19 protein-coding genes and 1 pseudogene are annotated in these 25,342 nt (G+C 69.6%); 8 read left to right on the forward strand and 12 right to left on the reverse strand.

The window, feature by feature from the left end:
• Positions 1-108: 108 nt before the first annotated feature.
• A complete protein-coding gene (locus AC06E6_RS06575; protein WP_240211849.1) occupies positions 109-1,680 on the reverse strand; it encodes a tetratricopeptide repeat-containing sulfotransferase family protein in 1,572 nt (523 codons plus the stop codon).
• A gap of 54 nt (positions 1,681-1,734) precedes the next feature.
• The gene (locus tag AC06E6_RS06580; protein WP_240211848.1) at positions 1,735-3,336 is read right to left on the reverse strand and encodes a phytoene desaturase family protein; all 1,602 of its coding nucleotides are present in this window, start codon (positions 3,334-3,336) and stop codon (positions 1,735-1,737) included.
• A 153-nt stretch (positions 3,337-3,489) separates the two neighbouring features.
• Here AC06E6_RS06580 and AC06E6_RS06585 point away from each other — a divergent pair, with 153 nt between their 5' ends.
• Entirely contained in the window at positions 3,490-5,586 is a 2,097-nt protein-coding gene (locus AC06E6_RS06585; RefSeq protein WP_240212074.1) for a M13 family metallopeptidase, read from the forward strand.
• 210 nt (positions 5,587-5,796) lie between these two features.
• Positions 5,797-7,806, forward strand: a complete 2,010-nt coding sequence (locus AC06E6_RS06590) for a M13 family metallopeptidase (protein WP_240211847.1) — start codon at positions 5,797-5,799, stop codon at positions 7,804-7,806.
• A gap of 159 nt (positions 7,807-7,965) precedes the next feature.
• Here AC06E6_RS06590 and AC06E6_RS06595 read toward each other — a convergent pair whose 3' ends face one another.
• The 6 genes from AC06E6_RS06595 to AC06E6_RS06620 form a co-directional block, all read right to left on the reverse strand.
• Entirely contained in the window at positions 7,966-8,634 is a 669-nt protein-coding gene (locus AC06E6_RS06595; protein ID WP_161613609.1) for a rhomboid family intramembrane serine protease, read from the reverse strand.
• Between the two features lie 612 nt (positions 8,635-9,246).
• Entirely contained in the window at positions 9,247-9,690 is a 444-nt protein-coding gene (locus tag AC06E6_RS06600) for an MGMT family protein (RefSeq protein WP_478060654.1), read from the reverse strand.
• Positions 9,588-10,556: a DMT family transporter gene (locus AC06E6_RS06605; RefSeq protein ID WP_478060656.1), complete on the reverse strand. Its 969-nt coding sequence runs from the start codon at positions 10,554-10,556 to the stop codon at positions 9,588-9,590. Before AC06E6_RS06605 ends, AC06E6_RS06600 begins: the two co-directional genes overlap by 103 nt.
• 54 nt (positions 10,557-10,610) lie before the next feature.
• Positions 10,611-11,963 (reverse strand): glutathione-disulfide reductase, encoded by a 1,353-nt coding sequence (gene gorA / locus AC06E6_RS06610; protein ID WP_478060658.1) that lies wholly within the window; start codon positions 11,961-11,963, stop codon positions 10,611-10,613.
• A gap of 251 nt (positions 11,964-12,214) precedes the next feature.
• Positions 12,215-13,435: a DUF418 domain-containing protein gene (locus AC06E6_RS06615; protein ID WP_478060660.1), complete on the reverse strand. Its 1,221-nt coding sequence runs from the start codon at positions 13,433-13,435 to the stop codon at positions 12,215-12,217.
• A 126-nt stretch (positions 13,436-13,561) separates the two neighbouring features.
• Positions 13,562-14,044: an FKBP-type peptidyl-prolyl cis-trans isomerase gene (locus tag AC06E6_RS06620; RefSeq protein WP_240211843.1), complete on the reverse strand. Its 483-nt coding sequence runs from the start codon at positions 14,042-14,044 to the stop codon at positions 13,562-13,564.
• A gap of 45 nt (positions 14,045-14,089) precedes the next feature.
• Between AC06E6_RS06620 and AC06E6_RS06625 the strand changes: the two are divergent.
• Together AC06E6_RS06625 and AC06E6_RS06630 are read left to right on the forward strand one after the other, a co-directional pair.
• Positions 14,090-14,688 (forward strand): annotated as a pseudogene (locus AC06E6_RS06625) (C40 family peptidase).
• A gap of 105 nt (positions 14,689-14,793) precedes the next feature.
• Positions 14,794-15,540 (forward strand): C40 family peptidase, encoded by a 747-nt coding sequence (locus AC06E6_RS06630; protein WP_478060662.1) that lies wholly within the window; start codon positions 14,794-14,796, stop codon positions 15,538-15,540.
• A 131-nt stretch (positions 15,541-15,671) separates the two neighbouring features.
• Here the strand turns inward: AC06E6_RS06630 and AC06E6_RS06635 are convergent, their stop codons facing one another.
• The 3 genes from AC06E6_RS06635 to AC06E6_RS06645 all read right to left on the reverse strand — a co-directional run bounded on the left by AC06E6_RS06635 (position 15,672) and on the right by AC06E6_RS06645 (position 19,888).
• The gene (locus tag AC06E6_RS06635) at positions 15,672-17,093 is read right to left on the reverse strand and encodes a M16 family metallopeptidase (RefSeq protein WP_240211840.1); all 1,422 of its coding nucleotides are present in this window, start codon (positions 17,091-17,093) and stop codon (positions 15,672-15,674) included.
• A gap of 10 nt (positions 17,094-17,103) precedes the next feature.
• Positions 17,104-18,471, reverse strand: coding sequence for a M16 family metallopeptidase (locus tag AC06E6_RS06640; RefSeq protein WP_240211839.1), 1,368 nt, complete (start codon positions 18,469-18,471; stop codon positions 17,104-17,106).
• 106 nt (positions 18,472-18,577) lie between these two features.
• Positions 18,578-19,888 carry a dicarboxylate/amino acid:cation symporter gene (locus AC06E6_RS06645; RefSeq protein ID WP_240211838.1) on the reverse strand — a complete coding sequence of 437 codons (1,311 nt, stop codon included), beginning with the start codon at positions 19,886-19,888 and terminating at the stop codon, positions 18,578-18,580.
• Positions 19,889-20,035: 147 nt separating this feature from the next.
• On the opposite strand from AC06E6_RS06645, the gene AC06E6_RS06650 reads away from it, so the two are divergent.
• The 4 genes from AC06E6_RS06650 (at position 20,036) to AC06E6_RS06665 (ending at position 24,815) form a co-directional block, all read left to right on the forward strand.
• On the forward strand, positions 20,036-21,733 hold the full coding sequence (locus tag AC06E6_RS06650) for an alkaline phosphatase (protein ID WP_161613598.1): 1,698 nt from the start codon (positions 20,036-20,038) through the stop codon (positions 21,731-21,733).
• A gap of 623 nt (positions 21,734-22,356) precedes the next feature.
• On the forward strand, positions 22,357-23,655 hold the full coding sequence (gene tilS / locus AC06E6_RS06655; protein WP_240211837.1) for a tRNA lysidine(34) synthetase TilS: 1,299 nt from the start codon (positions 22,357-22,359) through the stop codon (positions 23,653-23,655).
• Positions 23,656-23,686: 31 nt separating this feature from the next.
• A complete protein-coding gene (locus tag AC06E6_RS06660; RefSeq protein WP_104939130.1) occupies positions 23,687-23,947 on the forward strand; it encodes an exodeoxyribonuclease VII small subunit in 261 nt (86 codons plus the stop codon).
• Positions 23,937-24,815, forward strand: a complete 879-nt coding sequence (locus AC06E6_RS06665; protein ID WP_240211836.1) for a polyprenyl synthetase family protein — start codon at positions 23,937-23,939, stop codon at positions 24,813-24,815. The genes AC06E6_RS06660 and AC06E6_RS06665 overlap by 11 nt, the downstream gene beginning before the upstream one ends.
• 103 nt (positions 24,816-24,918) lie before the next feature.
• On the opposite strand, the gene AC06E6_RS06670 is transcribed toward AC06E6_RS06665, so the two are convergent.
• Positions 24,919-25,278, reverse strand: coding sequence for a DUF4870 domain-containing protein (locus AC06E6_RS06670; protein WP_104939132.1), 360 nt, complete (start codon positions 25,276-25,278; stop codon positions 24,919-24,921).
• Positions 25,279-25,342: the final 64 nt, after the last annotated feature.

Consider the following 25,342-nt stretch of genomic DNA (forward strand, 5'->3'; position numbering starts at 1 on the left):
ACTAGCCACCGCCTACGGGGGAGGCCAATCCATGGAAGAAGCAGCACTGACAAATAATTCCCACCATGTTTGGTGCTGCAAGTCATTCCAGCAAAAGCAGGAAGCGACTTACGTCACATCCGCCATCTCCAGCAGCTGCCGCAATGGATCAATGGCCTCACCATAACGCTGCCAACGCCCCATGTACTCCCTGGTCAATTTGGAGCGCACCTGCACGACGCTGGCAGTTGCCACTGGCGCGCTGTTCTCCTCGAAGCGCAAGCAGGCATCCGTCCATTCCAAGCCACAGAATCCGATGATCCTGCGCGTCTCACTCTCCTGCTGCTCGACCAGCTTCTCATAGCGGACGACCAGTACGCGCTCCCCAAGCCGTTGGCACCAGTAGTCCATCAACCGATCAAACATCAAGTAGTAGCGCCCGGTGTCCAGCAGATCAAAAGAATAGTCATAGACGGAAGAACTCAGGGAGAAAAGCTGCCTGAAATTACTCAGGCATGTATCGACAGGGTCACGCCGCAACAGGATTATCCGCGCCTTGGGCAAGGCCTTCGCAATGTGCCCGACATATAGAAAATTATGGGGCAGCTTGTCGACGAATCGACGCGCCCCAGCCGTCCCGGGCAGCGTCGATTTGACATAGCCCTCTCCCAAGGCCTTCCAGTCCATACTGTCAATCGCTGTCAGCGTCGCTACATCAGTGACCGCATTGGTCCTAGTGCCCGAAAGGCGCTTGACCATCATCGGGAAATTCTGCAACTCACCAGCCGAGTAGACATCAGGATGACTGGAAATAATCCGCTCTACCAGCGTGGTTCCGCTGCGTGGCATACCCAGCACAAAGATCGGCTCATCACAATCCGCCCCGCCCTCGAAATCGTCAACGCCGTCAAATGCTTTTTGCAACCCCTCGAACAATTTCAGATCGGCTTCAGAAACATAGTTACGGAGCGCTTTCTGTGAGCTCTTTGCCCGAACATAACTGGCAAAGGCAGCGGGATAATCACCGACATCCTCCTGCTCCTTAGCCAATGCAAGATTTACATACAAACATCCTTCCGCACTCCGCTCTGCGGCCTTGGCTACCCGCTCGTACAGAGAGATATTATTGCAACCACTCCCCCAACGTTTGACATTCGCCAGCGAGGTATAGGCACGCCAATAACCCGGCGCCAACTCAAGGCACTCCCTGTACTCGGCCTCCGCCTCTTCGGCTCGACCGGAAAAGAGCAGTGACGTTCCATAGTTGTAACGAAACGTGGCCTCATCCGGCACCATGAGCACCGCTTTTTCAAACAACGCCAACGCACGTGCATGCTCGTTGATACGAGTAAAGACGACGCCCAACGTATCCAGCGTATAGGCATCATCTGGTTCAAGTCGTGCCGCATGGTCCGCGTAGCTGTGCGCCTCCTGGAAAGCACGCAACGAGACCAATAGCCGCGCCATCTGTGTCGCATAGTCAGCACGCCCAGGACTGAGCTGGGTCGCACGCCGCAAGTGAACAACAGCAGCCGGCATCTGCCCCAGTTCCATTGCCGCCACACCAGCAACAAAATGTACCCCGCCATGCTCTCCAGACATTTCAAGAACACGCTGTGCTATCGCCCATGCCTGCCGCCATTCTTTCCTGTTCAGCGCCGCCACGGCCTGCCGGTAAAGCTCTACCACCTGCTGGTTCATCAAATCACCTGAAAAAATCCATCGCCATATAACGTGGCCTACATGCGCATATCATCAGCGCCCCCGAAGTATCTCCCGCGCCGCATTATGCCCCGGCGCCCCGGTCACGCCGCCGCCGGGATGGGTGCCGGAACCGCACAGGTACAGCCCGGGGATCGCGCCGCGGTAGTTGGCCTGGCCCAGCATCGGCCTCGCGCTGAACAGCTGGTTGAGGCTCAGCGCGCCGTGGAAGATGTCGCCACCCACCAGGCCGAAGGTGCGTTCCAGGTCCAGCGGGCTGAGGATCTGCCGGCCCAGCACCGAGGCGGCGAAGCCGGGGGCGTGGCGCTCGACGGTGGCGATCATCAGGTCGGCCACCTCCTCGCGGTGGTCGTCCCAGCTGCGCCCGTCCGGCAGCTGCGGTGCCACGTGCTGGCAGAACAGGCTGGCGACGTGCTGGCCCGGTGGCGCCAGCGAATCGTCCAGCGTGCTGGGAATGAGCATCTCCACCACCGGCTCGCGCGACCAGCCGTGGCGGCGCGCGTCCTGCCAGGCACGGTCCATGTAGTCCAGGCTCGGGGCGATGATGATGCCGGCGGTGAGATGGTCGCCCTGCCCCGGCAGCACGCTGAAATCGGGCAGCCGCGACAGCGCCACGTTCATGCGGAACGTGCCCGAACCGCAGCGCCAGTTCGCCATCCGCTCGCGGGTGGCCGGGGGCACGTCCGCCGGTTCCAGCAACCGCTCGTACAGCAGTTTTGGATTCACGTTGGCGACCACCGCGCGGGCGGGGATCACCTCGCCGCTCCCCATCACCACGCCGGTCGCCCGCCCTCCTTCCACCAGCACCCGCTCCACGCCGGCGCCGGTGCGGATCACGGCGCCGGCCTCGATCGCCGAACGCGCCATCGCCTGGGTGATGGCGCCCATGCCGCCGATGGCATGGCCCCAGGCGCCCTTGACCCCGTTGCTCTGCCCGAACACGTGGTGCAGCAGCACGTAGGCGGTGCCCGGCGCATACGGGCTGGCGTAGTTGCCGACGATGCCGTCGAAGCCGAACAGCGCCTTGATCGGTTCGCTTTCGAACCAGCGGTCCAGGTATTCGGCCGCGGACAGGGTGAACAGGTCCAGCAATTCCTGTTTCAAGGCGATGTCCAGGCCCTGCAGGCGCCGCCCCAGCTGGCCGGCCTTCCACAGTTCCGGCAGCGCATGCAGCCAGCCGCCGCCGGTCACGTTCGGCGGCGGCTGCAGCGCCACCGCGCGCAGCACGTCGGCGAAGATCTCCAGGCGCTGCTCGTAGGCCGGCAGGCGTTCGGCATCGCGGGCGGAGAACTTCGCCACTTCCAGGCCGGTGCGCCCGCCGCCGGCCAGCAGGTAGCGGCCGCCGGGCAGCGGCAGGAAATTGTTGATCCGCCGCGGCACCACGCGCAGGCCATGGCGCTCGAGCTGCAGGTCCTCGATCACCCGCGGCTGCAGCAGCGACACCGTGTAGGACGCCACCGAATTGCGGAAGCCGGGGTGGAATTCCTCGGTGACCGCGGCGCCGCCGACCACCTCGCGCCGCTCCAGCACCAGTACCCGTTTGCCGGCCCTGGCCAGGTAGGCCGCGCACACCAGTCCGTTGTGGCCGCCGCCGACCAGGACCGCATCCCACTGCCGCGAAGCGTTGTCTGTCATCCACCCTGTATATCACTCCGCGGCAGCCGCCGGACCCGGCGACCGGCATGACCTTCGACACCCTTTCGGCAACGGTTACAGGCGTATCTTCTGCGCACGCCCCGTGATCGGGGTCTCACCCATGCACCGAATCCGGCCCGGAGGCCTCCTGTGATCGTTCGCAAACCCCAGATTCTCCTGCTGACCCTGGCCGTCTCGGCCGCGCTGGTCGGCTGCAAGAAAGAAGAAGCCCCGGCCGCGGCCGCCACCGCGCCGGCCCCCGAGGCCGCCGCCGAACTGAAGCTGGACGAGTCCAAGCTGCCGGCCTACAACGCCTTCAGCGTGGCCGACCTGGATCCCAGCAAGGACGCCTGCACCGACTTCGGCGGCTACGTCAACGACAAGTGGCTCAGCGCCAACGAGATCCCGGGCGACCGCACCAGCTGGGGCGCCTTCACCATCCTCGACGAGCGCTCGGTCGCCGTGCAGCACCAGCTGGCCGAACAGGCCGCGGCGATGAAGAACGCGACCGGCGTGGAGAAGATCGTCGGCGACTTCTGGGCCTCGGGCATGGACGAAGCCAAGATCAACGCGCTGGGCATCACCCCGCTGAAGGCCGACCTGGAGGCCATCGACGCGCTGGCCGACAAGGACGCCATCGCCAACTACCTGCGCACCAGCGCCGCCAAGGGCGAGAACGTGCTGTTCGGCTTCGGCCCCGAAGCGGACTTCAAGAACTCGTCGATGAACATGGCCTACGCCAGCCAGGGCGGCCTGGGCCTGCCGGACAGCACCTACTACACCGACGCGAAGAAGGCCGACAAGCTCAAGGCCTACCAGGCGCACGTGGCCAAGGTGCTGGAACTGTCGGGCGTGGCCGCGGCCGACGCCGCCAAGCAGGCCGAGGACGTGGTCAAGTTCGAGACCCGCCTGGCCAAGGCCTCCAAGTCCAGCGTCGAGCTGTCGCGCGATGTCTCGCTGTACTACAACCCGGTCACCGTGGCCGACGCCGACAAGCTGACCCCGAACTTCAGCTGGAGCAAGTTCTTCGAGGCGCAGGGCATCGCCGCGCCGGAGAAGTTCTCGCTGGCCATCCCCGGCTTCCACCAGGAAGTGAGCAAGATGCTGGGCGACACCGACCCGGCCGCATGGCGCGCCTACCTGCGCTTCCACACCGTCGATGGCGCCTCGCCGTACCTGAGCGATGCGTTCGTGCAGGAGAACTACGCGTTCTACGGCAAGGAACTCAACGGCCAGAAGGAAATCAAGCCGCGCTGGAAGCGCGTGCTGGGGACCATCGAGAACGACGCCGGCGAAGCCTTCGGCCAGATGTACGTCAAGGTCGCCTTCTCGCCGGAAGCCAAGGCCAAGATGGAAGAACTGGTGAAGAACCTGGCCGCGGCGCTGAAGGACCGCATCCAGAACCTGCCGTGGATGAGCGCCGAGACCAAAGCCAAGGCCATCGCCAAGTGGGAGACCTTCACCCCGAAGATCGGCTACCCGGACAAGTGGCGCGACTGGAGCGGCCTGCAGACCAGGCACGACGACTACCTGGGCAACATCCGCGCCGCCAACGCCTTCAACTACAAGTTCGCGTTGTCCAAGATCGGCCAGCCCGTCGACAAGACCGAGTGGGGCATGACCCCGCAGACGGTCAATGCCTACTACAACCCGCTGCAGAACGAGATCGTGTTCCCGGCCGCCATCCTGCAGCCGCCGTTCTTCGACCCGAAGGCCGACGACGCGCTCAACTACGGCGGCATCGGCGCGGTGATCGGCCATGAGATGACCCACGGCTACGACGACCAGGGCAGCCGCTTCGGGCCGACCGGCAACTTCGAGAACTGGTGGACCGAGGCCGACGCCAAGGGCTTCTCCAGCCTGACCGGCAAGCTGGTCAAGCAGTTCGACGAGTACAAGGTGGGCGACCAGAACGTCAACGGCTCGCTGACCCTGGGCGAGAACATCGCCGACCTCGGCGGCCTGGCCACTGCCTACGACGCCCTGCAGAAGGCCAGCGCCGGCAAGGAAGACCCGAAGATCGACGGTTTCACCCGCGACCAGCGCTTCTTCTTCAACTGGGCCACCGTGTGGCGCACCAAGTACACCCCGGAGAACGCCAAGGTCCGCCTGGCCACCGACCCGCACGCCCCGGCGCAGTTCCGCGCCATGGGTGCGCCGTCGAACCTGCCGACCTTCGCCGCCGCGTTCCAGTGCAAGGCCGGCTCGCCGATGGTCCGCACCGGCGACAAGCAGGTGGTGATCTGGTAATCGGCCAGCGCACCACGCGCCAGCCAACGAAGGCCCGGGATTTCCCGGGCCTTTCGTTTTTCCACGCGCCGCGCACGCACGAAGGCGCCACGCGCGCGGCGCCGACGCAACCGCGGCGCCTGCCTGCACTGGTGGCGTGGCACGCTCCTCCGTCTGCGCCGCCCGCTGCTAAACTCCGCCCACTTTCAGTCCTCGACGGATCCGCTGCACATGCCCACCCTCCGCCCGCTTTCCCTGGCACTGGCCTTTGGCGTGGCCGCCGCGCTGTCGGCGCCTGGCGCCGATGCCGCGCGCAAGAAGGCTGCCCCGCGCGCGCCCGCGGTCAGCCCCGCCTGCACCGACTTCTACGAGCAGGCCAACGCAGACTGGCTCAAGGCCAATCCGGTCCCGCAGGTCGGCGCCGTCACCGCGCTGGGGCAACTGGCCGACAACGCCCGCACCCAGCAGCGCCAACTGCTGGAACGCGCGATGACCGCGCCGCAGGGCAACGTGCAGAAGCTGCTGGGCGATTTCTGGGCCAGCGGCCTGGACGAAGCCGCGGTGGAAGCCGACGGCTCCAAGCCGATCGCGCCGCTGCTGGGCCGCATCAATGCGATCAAGAAAGCGAAGGACATCCCCGCCTCGATCGCCGCGCTGCACCAGGTCGGCATCCCGGTGGCGTTCAACTTCGCCCCGGACGTCGACCTCAAGGCGCTGGACCGCCACATCGGCTACTTCATGCAGGGCGGTATGGGCCTGCCCGACCCGGCCTTCTACACCCGCACCGACGCCGACACGGTGGCGCTGATGGGTCGCTACCGCGCCTACGTGAAGCAGATCCTGGCGCTGACCGGTACCCCGGCCAACAGGCTCGACGCCGAGTCGGCGCTGGTGATCCAGCTGGAGACCGAACTGGCGCGCAACGCGCAGCCGCTGGCCGGCATCAACAACCCGTTCAACAACTACGCGCCGGTCTCCACCAAGGACCTGAACAGGCGCTACCGCAACCTGCAACTGGACGCGTTCCTCAAGGCGCAGGGCGTCAACGACGACCTGGTGTCGCTGTCCGATCCGGCGCTGTTCCAGCAGCTCAACGGCATGATCACCCGGCTGCCGGCCGAGCAGTGGAAGGCCTACCTGCGCTGGCGCGTGGGCGATGCCATGGCGCCGTACCTGTCCAAGGCCTACCGCGACGCGGAATTCGAGTTCCGCGGCCGCGTGCTGCGCGGCCAGGCCATCGCGCCGGCGCGCTGGGAACAGGTGCTCGACGCGATCAACGTCGCCGCCGGCCCGATGCTGGGCCATGAATACGCCGCCGCCCATGTCAGCCGCGACGCGCTGCGCCAGGCCGGGCTGATGGTCGACCAGATCCGTGAAGCGCAGATCGCCGCGGTCAAGCGCAGCACCTGGATGAGCGCCGAGGCCAGGAGCGAGGCCGAGGCCAAGCTGGCCGCGCTGAAGATCGAGATCGGCAAGCCGCTGCGCGACCTCGACTACACCGTGCAGCCGATGGGCCGTGGCAGCTTCGGCGGCAACATGCTGATCGCCTCAACCTGGCGCCATGCCCAGGAAATGAAGCGCATCGGCAAGGGCAACGCCGACCGCCGCTGGGACGTGCTGCCGCAGCAGCCAGCGCTGTCCTATGACCTGGCGCAGAACCGCCTGATCGTCACCGCCGCCGCGCTGCAGGGGCCGATCTTCACCGATGCCGACGGCCTGCCGGGCAAGTTCGGCGCCTACGGCGGCCTGGTCGCGCATGAGATCAGCCGCGCGATCGACGCCAAGGGCGCGCTGGTCGACGCGAAAGGCGAGCTGCGCAGCTGGTGGACGCCGGCGGACAAGAGCGCCTGGACCCTGATCGGCAACCGCGTCGCCACGCAATACGGCGCTTACCCGTTCCCGGGGGTGAAGGACGCCAAGGTCAACGGCGAACTGACCCGCGACGAGAACATGGCCGACATCTCCGGCGTGGAGATCGCCTGGGAGGCGTTCGCCGCCGCGCAGCCGGACGCCAGCCCGGCCGACCGCCAGGCCTTCTTCCGCGCCTGGGCATCGCTGTGGCCGCAGCAGCTCTCGCCCAACGAGGCGGTGCAGCGGCTGGGCGCCGAACCGCGTGCGCCGGGCCGCTGGCGTACCAACGGCCCGCTGGCCAACCTGCCGGCCTTCGGCGCGGCGTTCCAGTGCAAGCCCGGCCAGCCGATGCAGCGCACCGACGCGGAGCAGATCCGGATCTGGCGCTGACGCCCTCCTCGACCCACGAAAAAGGCGCGGATTTCCGCGCCTTTTTTGTTTCCTGCCCGGTAGAGGCGGGGCTCGCCGCGCATGACCCCTGGATGACGCCTCGCCTGGACAGCCCTGTGCCGGGCAAGCCCGGCACCTACGCGTGACGCGCGCCGCGCGTCACTTCACCCGGCGCAGGTGGTTGGGACGGCCGCCACCACCGCGGCGGTTGAACGGCGGCTGCCCACGCCAGTAGCGGATCAGCAGCCAGCCGAACAGCATGCCGCCCAGGTGCGCGAAATGCGCCACCCCCGGCTGCCAGCCGGTGAACCCCAGCATCAGTTCGATGGCGCCGAACACGATGACGAAGGTGCGCGCCTTCATCGGAATCGGCGGGAACAGCAGCATCACCCGCTGGTTCGGGAACAGCATGCCGAACGCCAGCAGCAGGCCGAACACGCCACCGGACGCGCCCAGCACCGGGCCGCCCTCGCCGATCAGCGCCGCCACCAGCAGCTGGCACAGGCCGGCGCCGGCCACGCACACCAGGTAATACGTGGCAAAGCGCTTCTCGCCCCAGGTCAGCTCCAGCGGTGCGCCGAACATGTACAGCGCCAGCATGTTGAACAACAAGTGGGTGAAACCGCCATGCAGGAAGCCATAGGTCAGCAGTTGCCAGGGCTGGAAGTTCTGCCCGGGCGAGAACGGGTCGAAGCCACCGGTATTGAGCGGCCACAACATGAACGGCTCGAACGTTTCCATCCCCAGCAGGAACGGCTGCTGCAGGATGAACAGCACGACGTTGGCGATCAGCAGCGCCTTGGTGACGGTGGGCAATCGGGGAAACATGGCGGCATCCTTGGGAACTTCCGCCATGATAGCCGGGGACGCGCCGCCACCTTCGCTGATGCGCCATCGCCTTCGCGCTGACGCCCCACGGTTTGCGACGCAAACCGCGGGCCCCATTTCGTGCTTCCAGACCCCCGCCGCTTCGCGGCCGCCCCCTGACTCAGGGGGAATGCGTCATCGCCTTTGCGCTGACGCCCCACGGTTTGCAACGCAAACCGCGGGCCCCAGCTCGCGCTTCCAGACCCCCGCTGCTTCGCGGCCGCCCGCTGACTCAGGGGGAATGCGTCATCGCCTTCGCGCTGACGCCCCACGGTTTGCAACGCAAACCGCGGACCCCAGCTCGTGCTTCCAGACCCCCGCCGCTTCGCGGCCGCCCCCTGACTCAGGGGGAATGCGTCATCGCCTTCGCGCTGACGCCCCACGGCTTGCAACGCAAACCGTGGGCCCCATCTCGTGCTTCCAGACCCCCGCCGCTTCGCGGCCGCCCCCTGACTCAGGGGGCTTTGTTCCAGATATATAGGCGGGTGCCGGCTGTCGGCTGCGCGCTTGATCCGCTCACTTGAAACCGGCCGCGGTGTCCTGGTTCCCCGCGCTTCTTTACCCGTTCCTGCTTCAGGCAGGCCCCCAGATCCGGGCATCCAGGTCGGGCGGCGGCCGTGCGCGCCGGACCCGGCCGTTCTCGACCACCACGCCCTCGGCGCGCAGGCGTTGGGCCTGCTCGCGCCAGCCGGCCGACCCCTCGGGCAGGGCGATGCGCCCATCCGAACGCAGTACCCGGTGCCACGGCAGGGTCCGGTCGCCGTTGCCGCCGAGCAGCCGCGCCACCAGCCGCGCGCGGCCCGGCAGCCCGGCCTTGGCCGCGACCTCGCCGTAGCCCATCACCTGCCCGCGCGGGATGGCGCGGATCACCGCCAGGATGCGTGCCTGTGCCGCCGCCGCATCGGTCGCCGCGCTCACCGCCTGCGGGCCACGCCGCTGCCCACCAGCAGCACGCCCAGCAGCACCAGCACGGTGCCGGCGCCCTGCCACGGGCCCATCGGTTCGTCCAGCAGCCATACGCTCAGCACAATGGTGGAGACCGGGCCCAGCATACTCACCTGCGCGGCCAGCGAGGAACCGATGCGCTTGACCCCGAGCATGATCGCCAGCACCGGCAGCACCGTGCACACAGTGCCGTTGAGCAGCGACAGCCAGTACACCGGCGGCGGCTGCCTGCCGAGCGCCGCCAGTGGCTGCAACAACAGGTACTGGCCGATGCACAGCACGCAGGCCACGGTGCTGGCGTAGGCGGTCAGGCGCACCGCACCGATCCGCGCCACCGCCTGGCCGCTGCCGAACAGGTAGACCGCGTAGCTGAGCGCGCTGGCGAACACCAGCGCCGCGCCGAGCAGCGTGCGCCGGCCATCGAGCTGGATGTCGTGGCCGAAGGCCAGCAGCACGCCCAGGTAACTGACCAGCAACGCCAGCACCTGCAGCCGCGTCGGCCGCTGCCGCAGCACCAGCAGCGCGATCAGCACCACCAGGGTCGGGCTCAGGTACAGGATCAGCCGCTCCAGCGTGGCGCTGATGTACTGCAGCCCCAAGAAATCCAGGTAGCTGGACAGGTAATAGCCGCTGAAGCCCAGCAGCGCCACCCGCCCCAGGTCGCCGCGCGACAGCGCCGGCGCCCGGCGCGCGGCCCACGCACCCATGGTCACGAAGAACGGCAGCGCGACCAGCATGCGCAGCGCCAGCAGCGTGGTCGCATCGGCACCGTGGCGGTAGGCCAGCTTGACGATCACCGCCTTGCCGGATGCGGCGATGGCGCCCACGCCGGCCAGCAGCAGGCCGCTGGCAAGCAGGCGCCGCGACGTGGTCGGCAGCGACGAAGCGACCGGCGCCGGCGGCGGCGCCGCAGCGGCGCCGCTGGGGGGAGCATTCACGGGATGACCGCATCCGGGGGAGATGAGCCCGGCATTATCCCGCCTGCGGCGCGCTCAGCGCATCAGCACCACTTCCTCGGCCGAGGTCGGGTGGATCGCCACGGTGTCGGCCATCTGCCGGCGGGTCACCCCGGCCTTGAGCGCCACCGCGAAGCCCTGCAGGATCTCGTCGGCGCCCTCGCCCAGCAGGTGGATGCCGACGACCTTCTCGTCCGCGCCGACGCAGACCATCTTGAACAGCGAACGGGTCTGGCCCTCGCCGAGCGCCTGCAGCATCGGCCGGAAGCGGCTGTGGTACGTGGTGACGGTGTCGAAGCGCCCGCGTGCCTGCGCCTCGCTCAAGCCGACGCTGCCCAGCGGCGGGTGCGAGAACACCACGCTGGGGATGTTGTCGTAGTCCAGCCGCGCCTCCGGCTGGCCGCCGTACAGGCGGTCCATCAGCCGGCGCGCGGCGGCGACCGCCACCGGCGTCAGCATCGCCTGCGCGGTGACGTCGCCGATCGCGCTGATGCCGGGCACGGAGGTGTCCTGGAACGCATCGACCACGATGGCGCCGTTGTCGTCCAGCGCCACCCCGGCGGTCTCCAGCCCCAGCCCGCGGGTGCTCGGGGCACGGCCGGTGGCGAACAGGACGGTGTCGAACAGCGCGTCTGCGGCACCGTCCCGCAGGCGCGCGTGGATGCCGCCCGCGCGCCGCTCCAGGGCCTGCAACTGGCACCCGAACCGCACCGTGATGCCCTGCTGGCGCAGGTTCTGCACCAACTGCGCCGTCATCTCGGCGTCGAACTGCGACAGCAGCTCCTTGCCGCGCACCAGCAGCGTCACCTCGCTGCCCAGGCCATGCAGCACGCCGGCCAGTTCTACCGCGATGTAGCCGCCACCGACGATGGCCACCCGCGCCGGTGCCGCCCGCAGGGCGAAGAAATCGTCCGAGATCCCGCCCAGCCCGGCACCGGGCAGGTCCGGCTTCAACGCATGCGAGCCGGTGGCGATGACGATATGTCCGGCGTGCAGCCGGGTGCCGTCCTCGCATTCCACGGTGCGGGCGTCGCGCAGGCGGCCGCGCTGCGCGATGTGCACCACGCCGCTGTCCTGCAGCCGCTGCCGGTAGCTGGCATGGATGCCATCGATGTACTGCTGCCGGCGCTGCAGCAGCCGCGGCCATGACAGGCGCGGCGCCGCTGGCACGTCGAAGCCCAGCGCCAAGGCCAGCGCGATGCGCTCGGCGAGGTCGGCCGCCAGCCACATGGCCTTCTTCGGCACGCAACCGACATTGACGCAGGTACCGCCCAGCAACGCCGGTTCCAGCATCGCCACCTTCGCGCCGTGCGACGCGGCACGGAACGACGCGGCCAGCCCGCCGGAGCCACCGCCGAGCACGACCAGATCGAATGACTGCCCGCTCACCGCGCCGCTCCCATGCGCCGGGATGCGGTTTCGATCACCGCCACATGCCCGCTGATGAGGTCGGTCATTGCGCGTCCACTCCTGTTGTCCATGCGGGCCCCGAGCATGCCATGCCGTGCCGTTGCCGGCCTGTAAATGCCCCGGCGAAACCGATCCACGCGGCCGGGACCATGCGCCACCGACGCCGCCGGGCGGGCATCAGGCAACGCGCGGGCAGCGGGCGCAGCCGGGCGTGGTCGCCCGCGGCGCGGCTACCGCGGACGCGCGTCGGCCGGATCGCGGCGCAGGGGCGGCAACCGCCAGTAGGTGATCGCACGCCACAGCCATTCCATCGGCCCGAAACGGAAATGGCGCAACCAGACCCGGCTCAGCAGCAGCTGCACCGCGAACAGCGCCACCGCGAACAGCAGTTGCCACGCGCGTCCCATCTGCTCGAAACCGCCCAGCCCATAGCCGTAGAACAGCAGCGTGCATACCAGCGACTGCCCCAGGTAATTGCTCAGCGCCATGCGCCCGGCCGGGGCCAGCCCGCGCAGCGCGTGGCTCCAGCGCACGCCCCAGGCCAGGTAGCCTAGGCACATCAGCAGGCCGGCCACCGCGGTGCCGCCGTAGGCCGCGGCCGAACGCAGGTCGAAACGCCCCGGCGCCAGCCACGGCTGGTACCAGGCACAGGCCAGCATCAGCGCAAGGCCCAGCGGCAGCGCGCCCCAGCGCAGCCACGCGAACAGCCGCCGGTGCGCCTCGGGATCGGCGATGGCGCCGCTGCGCGCGAACCAGCTGCCGATCAGGAACATGCCCAGCACCTGCGGCCCCACCACCAGCAGCGCGCCCAGCGATGCGCCGAAATCGCGCAGCCGTTGCAGCACCGCCTGGCCATAGGTGCCGTGCCCGTAGGCCTGTCGCTGGGCCTCGATCGCGGCCTGCGCGTGGGTCGCCTGCGCGGCCGTGGTGTCGGCCGGCACCAGCAGCATCAGCGCGCCCAGCAGCAGCATCAGCCCGACCGCCGCCAGGTAGGCCAGCACGCCCATTGCCGGCAGCCAGGCACGCGGCGCGTCGCGGAAGGCCAGCAACAGGAACGACAACAGCGCGTAGGCGACCAGGATGTCGCCGGACCACAGCAGCAGCGCATGCACCAGGCCGATGCCCAGCAGGCCGAGGCTGCGGCGCAGGTAGAAGCGGGTGAAATCGCGCCCGGCAACCTCGGCGCGCTGCGCCATCACCGCGAAGCCGGCGCCGAACAGCAGCGAGAACAGGGTGAAGAACTTGCCCTGCACGAAGATGTAGACGAAGGCGTCCGCCCAGCGGTCCACGCCCTGCCAGTGCGGGTCGATGCCACTGGTGGACAGGTCCAGCGGGCCGACGAAGGCCTCCATGTTCATCAGCAGGATGCCCAGCAGCGCCAAGCCACGCAGGACATCGAGCGTGGCGATGCGCTCGTCCGGCGCGATCGGCTGGAAAGTGGCGTTGGACACGTCCGTGGTTCCCCCGTGGATGGACCGGCGATTAGAGCATGCGGCCACGGCCACCGTCCGCGGCGCCGGAAAACGAAACGGCCCGCACAGGGCGGGCCGTTCGCTGCGGAATCGCCGGTCGGACGATCAGTGGTGGTGGCCACCGTCGCCATGCACGTGGCCGTGCTGCACTTCTTCTTCGTTGGCCTCGCGGACTTCGACGATCTCCACGTCGAAGTGCAGGTCCTTGCCGGCCATCGGGTGGTTCAGGTCGACGTCGACCACGGTCATGCCGACCTTCTCGACGGTGACCGCGCGCGGGCCGAAGTTGGTCTGCAGGATCACCTGCTGGCCCGGCACCAGGCGGGTGTTGCCGAAGTGCTTTTTCGGCACGCGCTGGGTCAGGCCCTCGCGGCGTTCGCCGTAGGCGTCGGCCGACTTCACGTCCACGCCGAAGCTCTCGCCGGCCTCCTTGTCCATCATCGCCGCCTCCAGGCCCGGGATGATGTTGCCGTGGCCGATCAGGATCGCCAGCGGCTCACCACGCTCGCGGGAGCTTTCGATCGGCGCCTGGCCGACTTCGGAAACGGTGTAGTGGAAACGGACGACGCGGTCTTTTTCGATCTTCATGCGCAACTCTTCAGTGGCTGCCCGCTGGCAGACGTTGGGACGGCCTTGCCGGCCGACGGGGAGGCGGCCATCATGGCAGCCGTCTTGAGGTGGCGCATTATCCGGGCTCCATGCACATCACGCCAGTTTTCCGGTACCGCCGCTGGCGGCTGCCGGCCCTGCTCGCCGCGGCCTCGGTTCTCGCCGCCTGCGGCCATGCGCCCGCCAGGCGCCCCGCCCCGCCCCCGGCCAGCCATGCCTGGCCACAGGTGACCCCGGCCGATCCGGCCGCGGCCTCGTCGGTGCTGATGCGGGCGCTGGGGCTGGTCGGTACGCCGTACCGTTATGGCGGCAACACGCCCGAATCGGGTTTCGACTGCAGCGGGCTGGTCAGCTATGTCTACCGCGACATGCTGGCGCTGAACCTGCCGCGCACCTCGCGCGAGCTGGCCGCCGTGCAGGGGCCCCGCATCGAGCCGCGGCAGCTGGCGGCCGGCGACCTGGTGTTCTTCGGCGACAAGGGCAACGTCTGGCACGTCGGCATCTATGTCGGCGAGGGGCGTTTCGTGCATGCGCCGAGCACCGGTGGCACGGTGCGGCTGGACCATCTGGAAGGCCCGTACTGGCGCGACCACTACACCGGCGCCAAGCGCGTGCTGCATTGAAGTGTGAAAAAAGTCATAGGAAATAATGAAAATTTAACGAAATTTGTACCTACGCACACTTTTCACAGGGCATGATCGCCCATCGCTTTTTCCCGTGACTGCCGCGTGACGAACGAAAATCCGTCCCATCCGGGTCAACCCGGTCACCGAATCCCCGCCTTCCGCCGGCTGCTGTGCGCCGCGGTCCTGGCCATCACCGCCATGCCGGCGCTCGCCCAGAGCGCTACCGATGCCGAGCCCGCCGCCCGCCCGGCCGCGGCCAAGCCCGACACCCAGCGCAGCAAGGCCGACGCCGCCGCCACCGCGACCCTGGCCGCCCTGCTCCCGCACCTGGCCGCCAACGACACCATTCCGCTGATGGACCGCTCGGCGATGTTCGCCGGCGACCTCGGCCGCCTGCTCTCGGCCTACGACGCATCCAAGAGCGTGGCCGGCGCCACCGACACGGCGCTGGCCAACGACAGCGACGGCAAGGTGCAGTCGATCCTGCGCCGCGCCATGACCCTGCTGGGCACCCCGTACCGCTGGGGCGGCACCTCGCCGGACGCCGGTTTCGACTGCAGCGGCCTGGTCGGCTACGTGTTCCGCACCGCGCTGGGCATCGAGCTGCCGCGGGTGTCGCGCGAGATGGCCAGCCAGGCCAGCAACGAGCTGATCAAGGACCGTTCGGCGCTGGTCGCCGGCGACCTGGTGTTCTTCGGCCGCAAGGGCCGCGTCGATCATGTCGGCATCTACGTCGGCGAAGGCCGCTTCCTGCATGCGCCGAGCACCGGCAAGGACGTGCGCACCGACACCCTGCTCAGCGGTTACTGGGGCGACAAGTTCATGCAGGCGCGCCGCCTGGACCTGTAACCGGCGCGCCGCGCTGGCTCATGGAAAGCCGCGGCTCCGCCGCGGCTTTTTTCATGCCTGTCCCCGGATGGCGCCAGCCACCTGGCCGCCGTGTCTCCGGGCCGGAGTCGCTCCGGCCCGGATGGGGTGCCTCAGCGCTGCTCGACGCCGAACGGGCCGAACGGCTCCAGCTGCGGTGCGACCGCGTCGCGGTCACCGACCACGATCACCGATAGCGTGTCCGGTGCGTAGTAACGCGCGGCCACCGCCTGCAGTGCCGCCGCGTCCACCGCACGGATCCTGCCCACGTACTGGCCCAGGAACTCCGGCGGCAGCCCGGCGAGCCAGTTGCTGGCCAGGGTGCCGGCCACCGCGGCCTGCAACTGGTTGCTGATCAGGTAGCCGCCGGCGACATAGCGCTTGGTCGATTCCAGTTCGGCGGCCGGTACCGGCTCCTTGCCCAGCCGGTCGAACTCCTTCATGAACTCGTGCAGGGACGCGCCGGTGACCTCGTTGCGCACGTCGGCCGACGCCACCAGGTTGCCGCCGGCGCGCAGCGCCGCCAGGCCCGCGCCGGCACCGTAGGTGTAGCCCTTTTCCTCGCGCAGGTTCTGGTTGAGGCGGCTGCTGATGCCACTGCCCAGCACGGTGCTGGCCAGTTGCAGCGGCACGTAGTCCGGGTCGGTGGCGGCGATGGCCGGGCGCCCGATCCGGAATGTCGACTGCACGCTGCCCGGGCGCGGCAGTATCGTGCGTTGCGCCGGGGCCTGGCGCGGCGCGGGCGCGGTGTCGGCGACCGCATCGCCCTGCCCCCGCCAGTCGCCGAAGGCACGCTCGGCCTCGGCGAACGCGGTCGCAGCGTCGATCCGGCCGGTGATCACCAGCAGGCCATGCCCGGGGTGGAAGCGACGCGCGTGTTCGTGCTTGAGCGCGGCCGGGGTCAGGGCCGGCAAGGTGGCGTGGTCGAGCTGCCTGCGCGCATACGGGTGGTCGCCGTAGACCGCCTGCAACAGCGCGCGCGAGGCACGGAAGCCCGGCTGCGCCTCGGCCGCCTTCAGCTCCTGGGCGGCATTGGCCCGGGCCAGTTCCACTTCGTTGTCGGCGAAGGCCGGGGTACGGGCGACTTCGGCGAGCAGCGCCAGCATCGGCTTGGCCTGCGAGGCCAGTGCAGAGCCGCTCAGCAGCAGGCCGTCGACGCTGGCGACGGCGCTGACGCTGCCGCCCATGCCCTGGGCCAGCTCGGCGATCTGGCGCGCGTCGTGCGCCTGGGTGCCGGCGCTCAACAGCCGCGCCAGCACGGTGGCGAAGCCGGGCGTGGCGGCGGCATCGGCGGCCAGCCCGGCACCGCGCATGGCCAGCACGTAGTCCACGCGCGGCAGCCCGTTGCGGGGCACGACCCACACTTCCAGGCCATTGGCCAGGGTCCTGCGCGATATTTCGGGCACCGGCAGCGGTTTGTCGGCGGCATAGTCCGGCAGGCCGGCGGGCAGCGCCGCGGGGGCGGCGCCCGCGCCGGTCGGGGCGAGCGACAGGGCCAGGCCCATCGCGAGCAGGCAGGGTATCGGCTTGATCATGGCGGTGTCCTCACTTCTGCGCGGCGGGGGCCAGCATCGCCGCCGGCTTGCGGTCGATGACGGTGCGGTTGGCGGTGGTCAGGTAGGTGCGCGCGGCGCGCTGTACGTCGGCGGCGTCCACCGCTTCGATCCATCCCGGGATCCGGTTGACCACCTGGGCATCGCCCCACAGCGCCTGCAGCTTGGCCAGCGCGTCGGCGCGGTCCAGGAACATTTCCAGGCCGTCGTACCACTGCGCCAGCAACTGGGTCTTGACCCGCGCCAGCGTGGCTGCGTCCACGCCCTCGCTGGCGACCCGGGCGATCTCCGCGTCGATCCCGGATAACACCGCGTCGGCATCGTGGTCGGGCTTGTACATGGCGAACACCACGAACAGGGTGGGACCGTCGTACTCCCAGGCACTGGTCAGGCCATAGAGCGAGTCGACGTTCAACGCCAGCTGGCGCTCCTTGACCAGGCCCTGGTGCAGGCGCGAAGCCTCGCCATTGGCCAGCAGCGCGCCCAGCACCGCCATCGGCGCCTGGTCGCGGCTGCCGCGGTCGGGCATCTTCCAGCCCACCGCCAGCGCCGGCACCTGCGCCAGCGCATCGGACTGCTGCAGGCGGACCTCGCGGGTATTGAGGCCTTCGGTGTAATCCGGCCGCGGCGGCGTCGGCCGCGCCGGGATGTCGCCGAAGTAGCGTTTGGCCAGGGCGAAGCCCTGTTCCGGGGTGACGTCGCCGGCGATGGACAGCACCGCGTTGTTGGGGCCGTAGTAATCGCGGTGGAAGGCGCGCACGTCATCGAGGCTGGCGTTCTCCAGGTCGTGGAAGCTGCCGTAGCCGTCATGGTTGTTCTCCCACTTGGAGAACGCGTGCTGGCCGATGTCGATCCACATGAAGCCGCCATAGGGCTGGTTCTGGACGTTGTTGCGGATCTCCTCCTTGACCACGTCCTGCTGGTTCTTCAGCGTTTCCGGGTTGAAGTCCAGCGTGCGCATGCGGTCCGCTTCCAGCCACAGCATCGGCTCCAGCGCCGAGACCGGCGCGGTCTCGATGTAGTTGGTGAAATCGGCGCGGGTGGAGCCGTTGTTGCGGCCGCCGCCGCCGGTGATCACGCTGTCGAACACGCCCTTGCGCGCCTGCGGCGTGCCCTGGAACATCAGGTGCTCGAACAGGTGCGCGAAGCCGGTGCGGTTGCGCGGTTCCAGGCGCATGCCGACGCGGTAGACCACGCTGATCCCGACCACCGGCGCGCTGTGGTCCTCGGACACCAGCACGGTCAGGCCGTTGTCGAGTTTCTCGACCGCCACCGGCACCCGCCACTGGTCGGCGTCGGCGGCAGCGGCCGTGCCGGCCAGCGCGCAGCCGGCCAGCAGGAGCATTCGTTGCAGCATCATGGAGCGACTCCTTTCGTTGTCATGGACGGGCCGGATGGCCGCCGCCCCCATGATGCACCCGCCTCGCGCGGATGGCCGTCCCCGGGCAGGCCCCGGCGACGGGCGGTCAGTCCACCCCGACGCCGGGACGGACCGGGGCGTCGTAGACCTGCCGGTCCAGCAGCCCGGTTTCCTTGGCCACGATCACCGGCACCACCATCTGCCCGGTGACGTTGGTCATGGTGCGCATCATGTCCAGCACGCGGTCGATGGCGTACAGGTAGCCGATGGTCTCCAGCGGCAGGTTGGCCGCGCTCAGCACCACGGTGGCCATGACCACCGCCGTACCCGGCACGCCGGCGGTGCCGAAGCTGCCCAGCACCGAAGCGATCAGCACCACCACGTACTGCTCCGGGGTCAGCGGCACCCCGGTGTACTGGGCGATGAACACCGCGCACAGCGCCGGGTAGATCGCCCCGCAGCCGTCCATCTTGATGCTCGCGCCCAGCGGCACCGCGAACGACGCGTAGTCCTTGTTGACGCCCAGGTTGGCGGTGATCGAGCGCATCGCCGCCGGCATCGCCGCAAAGCTCGACGAGGCCACGAACGCCACCTGCATGCCCGGCGCGGCACCGCGGAAGAACTTGATCGGGTTCAGCCCGTGGACGAGCAGCAGGCCGCTGTAGACCACCAGGATGTGCAACGCGCAGGCCACGTACAGCGCCAGCACGAAACTGCCCAGCGGCAGCAGCTTCTCGAAGCCATAACTGCCGACCAGGCCGGCGATCAGGCCGAAGGTGCCCAGCGGGGTCATCTCCAGCACGAAGCGGGTGACCTGGATCATGACCTCGCTCAGCTGCCCGGTGAGCCTGCGCGCCTCGCCGACCTTGTCGCCGAGCTTGACCATGGCGAAGCCGAGCAGGCCGGCGAAGAAGATCACCGGCAGGATCGAGCCACGCCCGGCGGCCAGCACGGTCTCGCCGGCGGCATTGACCTTGGTGCCGATGCCCGACAGCGCATAGAACACGTTGGACGGCACCACGTCCATCAGCACCTTGGCCACCGACGGCACGTCGCGCGGGGTATAGGCGCTGTCCATGGCCAGGCTCAGGCCGCCGGTGCCCGGCTGCATCAGCGTGCCAACGCCCAGCCCGACGCATACCGCCAGCGCCGCGGTGATGATGAACCACAGGAAGGTGCGCCCGCCCAGCGCCACCACCGATTTCTGCCCGTGCAGCGAGCCGATGGCGCTGATCACCGCGAAGAACACCAGCGGCACGGCGATCATCTTGATCAGGGTGACGTACAGCTCGCCCAGCGGGCCGAACCAGAGCTCGGCGGCCGGGCCCAGCGCCCAGCCGGCCAGCGCGCCAAGCACGAAGCCGCCTGCCACGCGCTGCCAGAACGGAATCCGCAACCAGGCAGAAACCAGCTTCATAGGGGAATCCGGGGACTTTTTCAGGAACCGGCACGATAGCGCAAGCCCGCGGGCGGCACGACGCCAGCGCGGAAAAGCTGCGTGTCATCGGCATGCCTTTTCAGGATCGTCATAATGGCGGCCTGTTCCGGATTCATGGTCGATCGCATGCGCCACGCCCCTTCCCTGCTCGCCGCCCTGTCCACCCTGCTGCTCGGCGCCTGCGCCAGCACCGCCGCGCCCCGCGCGCCGCAGGCCCTCGCCGTCGAGGTGCCGGCGGTCAGCCACCCGCAGGGCGAGACGCCGCAATGGTGGTACCGCGCCGGCGCCGCGCAGGCGGCCGGCAATGGCGCCATGGCCGGCAAGGCGAAGAACGTGATCCTGTTCCTGGGCGACGGCATGAGCCTGACCACCGTGGCAGCCGCGCGCATCCTCGAGGGCCAGCGCCACGGCAACCCGGGCGAGGAGAACCTGCTGTCCTGGGAGCGCTTCCCGGCGACCGCCTTCAGCAAGACCTACAACACCGACTCGCAGACGCCGGACTCGGCCGGCACCATGACCGCCATCACCACGGGCGTGAAGACCCACATGGGCGCCATTGGCGTCAGCGCCGGCAGCCGCAGCGACTGCGCCGACAGCCTGGGCAAGCATGCGCTGACCTGGCTGCAGCTGGCCGACAGCGCCGGCATGGCCACCGGCGTGGTGTCCACCGCGCGCCTGACCCACGCCACCCCGGCGGCGACCTACGCGCATTCGCCCGACCGCAACTGGGAGAACGACACCGACGTGCCCGAAGCGGCCCGCGCCGCCGGCTGCGTGGACATCGCCCAGCAGTTGCTGTCGACCACGCGCTACGGCCGTGGCCCGCTGGTCGCGCTGGGCGGCGGCCGCGGCCAGTTCACCACCGTCAACGAGCAGGATCCGGAGTATGCCGACAAGGTCGGCCTGCGCCTGGACGGCCGCAACCTGGTGGCCGAATGGCAGGCCGCGCACCCGCAGGGCGCCTACGTGTGGAATGCCGCGCAGCTCAAGGCCGCGGCCGATGCCCCGGCGCTGCTGGGCCTGTTCGAGCCGGACCACATGCAGTACGAGCACGACCGCGCCCGCGACCCCGCCGGCGAGCCGTCGCTGGCCGAGCTGACCCGCGCGGCCATCGCCAACCTGTCCCGGCATCCGGAAGGCTATGTGCTGATGGTGGAGGGCGCGCGCATCGACCACGCCAACCACAGCGGCAATGCGGCGCGCGCACTGGGCGACACCATCGCCCTGTCCGACGCGGTGCGCGCGGCGGCCGAAGCGACCTCGGCCGATGACACCCTGATCATCGTCACCGCCGACCATTCGCACACGCTCAACTTCGTCGGCTACCCGGCGCGCGGCAACCCGATCCTGGGCAAGGTCAAGGATAAGGGCGGCGAGGACGGTGCCGGCGGCCTCGACCTGGCGCGCGACGCCACCGGCCTGCCCTACACCACGCTCAGCTATGCCAACGGTCCCGGCTACACCGGCGCCAGCAACCGCCAGCCGGCAGGCCCCAAGACCTTCCCGCACGCGCCCAGCAGCTACGAGCCGGCGCGCGGCCGCCCCGACCTGACCCACGTCGACACCGAGCACCCGGACTACATGCAGGAAGCGCTGGTCCCGGCCAAGGCCGAATCGCACGGCGGCGAGGACGTCGGCATCTGGGCGCGCGGCCCCGGCAGCACCGCGGTGCGCGGCACGCTGGAGCAGAACGCCATCTACCACCTGATCGTGCAGGCCACCCCGCGCCTGCGCGAGCGCCTGTGTGAACAGGGTACCTGCGACGCGCAGGGCGTGCCGGTGGAACTGCCGCAGCCGGCGAAGTTCGAACGCAAGGCGCCGTAAACCACGCGCGACGGCACGTGTCGGGGCCAGCGGCGGCACTGCTGTCGCTGGCCCTGCTGCCCGCCCTGGCCTGCGCGGGGGAGGCCTGCCATCGTCGCGACACCCAGCGCCTGGAGGTACTGCCCGGCTGCACGCAGACGGCGCCGGGCGCGCTCGCGCCCAGTGCCGGCGCACGGGCACGGCTACGCTTCGACGAAAGCGGACTGGCCGCGCTGCAGGCCGGCAGCCAATGCTATTACGTGCGCCGCGACGGCGCCCACCTGCCGGTCATCACCTGCGACAACGGCCCGGACTACTTCGCCCAAGGCCTGGTCCGCGCGCGTGGACGGCCGGATCGACTACTACGCCCCCCCTGCAGCCGGCCTTCGCCGCGCGTTTCGACGGGGGCTTCCCCTTCCGGAACCGCAGCGTCGAGGTCTGCGACGGCTGCCGCGAAGGCGCGGCAGACGCCGGCGGCCACACGGACATCGTCGGCGGCACGCGCTTGCGCATCGACCGGCAGGGCAACGCGCTGCCCGATTCCCCGTAGCGGACGGCGCCCGCCCGCGCGTCCGTCGCCCGACGTGCATGGCAGCGGGATGGACCTGCGCCCCCTCATCGGTGCGCCTCCTACAATGGCGCCGATGGAATCCGCCCTGCCACCGCTACCGGACCTCACCACGCCCGTGCTGGTCGGTTTCAGCGGCGGGCTGGACTCGACCGTGCTGCTGCACCTGCTGGCGCACGCCCCGGCGGCGCGCGCGCTTGGCCTGCGCGCCGTGCACGTGCACCACGGGCTGCAGCCCGCCGCCGACGCCTGGGCCGCACACTGCCAGCGCGTCTGCGATCAATGGCAGGTGCCGCTGCGGGTGGTGCACGTGCAGGTGGACGTGGCGGCCGGCGAAGGCCTGGAAGCCGCCGCGCGCCGCGCCCGCCACGCGGCGTTCGCCGGCCTGCTGCAGGCGGGCGAACGGCTGGCGCTGGCGCACCACCGCGACGACCAGGCCGAGACCTTCCTGCTGCGCGCCCTGCGCGGCTCGGGGGTGGAGGGACTGGCGGCGATGCGCGAATACCGCGAGTTCGGCGCCGGCCAGCTGTGGCGGCCGCTATTGCGCGTTCCGCGTGCCGCACTGGAAGCGCATGCGCGCCGGCACGGCCTGCCGTGGATCGACGACCCCAGCAACGGCGAGGACGCCTTCGACCGCAACTTCCTTCGCAACGCGGTGATGCCGCTGCTGGCCACGCGCTGGCCCGACGCGGCCGCCGTGTTCGCGCGCAGCGCAGCGCTCGCCGGCGAGGCCACGACCCTGCTGCAGGCGCAGGACGAACGATGGCTGCACGCCTGCCGTGATGGCGATGACGGCCACGCGCTGTCGGTCGCCGCGCTGGCGGCGCTGCCGGCGCCCGCCTGCGCCCGCGTGCTGCGCCTGTGGGCGCGGCAATGCGGTCTGCCACCGCTGCCGGGCCATGGCGTGGCCCGCATCCAGCACGACCTGCTCGGCGCCGGCCATGACCGGCAGGCGGAGTTCCGCTGGCAGCAGGCGCGCATCGTGCGCTGGCGCGACCGCCTGCAGGTCGCCGCCGTGTACCCGCCCTGGCCCGACGGCTGGCAGGCCGATTGGGACGGCCGCACACCGCTGCCGCTGCCCGATGGCGGGGTACTGGCGCTGCATGGCGCGCCCGGCTTCGACGCGCCGCTGCAGGTGCGCCAGCGCCGGGGCGGCGAGCGCATCCGCCTGCCCGGCCGCGCCCATTCGCACCTGCTCAAGCACCGCCTGCAGGCGTCGGACATCCCGCCGTGGCTGCGCCCGCAGCTGCCGCTGCTGTGCGACGGCACGCAGGTGCTCGCCGCCGGCGACGGCATCGTCGCCGCACCGTTGCGGGACTGGCTGCAGTCCCGCCGCGCGCAGCTGCGCTGGCAGCCCCCGGGCAGCGCGAATTGACCCGTCAGCGCCCGCCGCTCACACTTCCCCCATGCCCAAGAAGTCCCCCAACGAGACCTCGCCGGTCGCCCACTTCGAGCAGTCGCTGGAAGAGCTGGAGCAGCTGGTGCAGAAGATGGAAACCGGCGAGTTGAGCCTGGAACAGTCGCTGGCCGCCTACGAGCGCGGCGTCGGCCTGTACCGCCAGTGCCAGCAGGCGCTGGAGCAGGCGGAACTGCGCGTACGCCTGCTCACCGATCCGGCGCAGCCGGAGAAGGCCGAACCGTTCGAACAGGCCGGCGATGTCGACTGAGGCCCTGTTCGCCGGCTGGATCGAACGTACCGAACAGCACCTGCACGCCGCCCTGCCCGACCCCGACGCCGCGCCGCAGCGCCTGCACCAGGCCATGCGCTACGCCGTGCTGGGCGGCGGCAAGCGCATGCGGCCGCTGCTGGTGCGCGCCGCCGGCCACCTGTTCGCCGCCGACCCGGCGCTGCTCGACGCACCGGCCAGCGCGGTCGAGCTGATCCATGCCTATTCGCTGGTGCACGACGACCTGCCGGCGATGGACGACGACGCGCTGCGCCGTGGCCGTCCCACCACCCACGTCGCGTTCGACGAGGCCACCGCGATCCTGGCCGGCGATGCGCTGCAGACCCGCGCCTTCGAGCTGCTTGCCGACGCTCCGCTGCCACCGGCGCTGGCGGTGGCCTGCCTGCGCACCCTGGCCACCGCGTCCGGCGCGGCCGGCATGTGCGGTGGGCAGGCACTGGACATCGACGCCACCGGCCGCCGGCAGCCATTGTCCGGCCTGGAACGCATGCACGCGCTCAAGACCGGCGCGCTGATCCGCGCCGCGGTGCGCATGGGCGCACTGTGCGGTGGCGCCGGCGATGCCGAGCTGGCACGGCTGGACGGCTTCGCCGACGCGCTGGGCCTGGCCTTCCAGGTGCGCGACGACATCCTCGACGTCGAGGCCAGCTCCGAGCAGCTGGGCAAGACGGCCGGCAAGGACGCGGCGCAGGACAAGTCCACCTTCCCGGCACTGCTGGGCATGGACGGCACCAAGGCACGGCTGGAAGCGCTGGCGGTCGACATGCATGACGCGCTGGCACCGTTCGGTGCAGGTGCCAACGCACTGTCGGCCCTGGCCGAGCTGGCGATCCGGCGCTCGCATTGAGGCCCCAGCGGGCACGCGCCGCACGCGTCCGGCCACATGCACCCCCGCAACGGAAAAGGCCCGGGAATCCCGGGCCTTTTCGCTGCCGCATGCTGCCGCCGGATTACTTGATCAGGCGGATCGCGAACGGATAGCGGTACGCCTGGCCCTTGTTGGCCGCCAGACCCGCGACGATGCTCAGCACGATGCAGGCGATCCAGGCGGCCAGGTTGATCAGCGCGCCGATCAGGATGATCGACAGGATGGTGCCGACGATGTAGATGCCCAGCAGCGTAAGCTGGAAGTTCAGCGCTTCCTTGGACTGGTCGGTGAGGAACGACTTCTGCGGGTTGTCCTTGTTCACCAGCCACATGATCAGCGGCACGATGAAGCCCAGGATGATGCCCGACAGGTGCACCAGCATGGCCATGGTGTTGTCGTCGGAACCTGCCGCCGGCGGAGTGCTGTTCTCGTAATCGCTCATGGTGTTTCCCTTTACCTTGGTCTGTGGAATGTGTGGGGTGCTGTCATCCGCGGTCCCCCGAAGT

Source organism: Stenotrophomonas sp. Steno-Z10-HUANG (assembly GCF_056393075.1).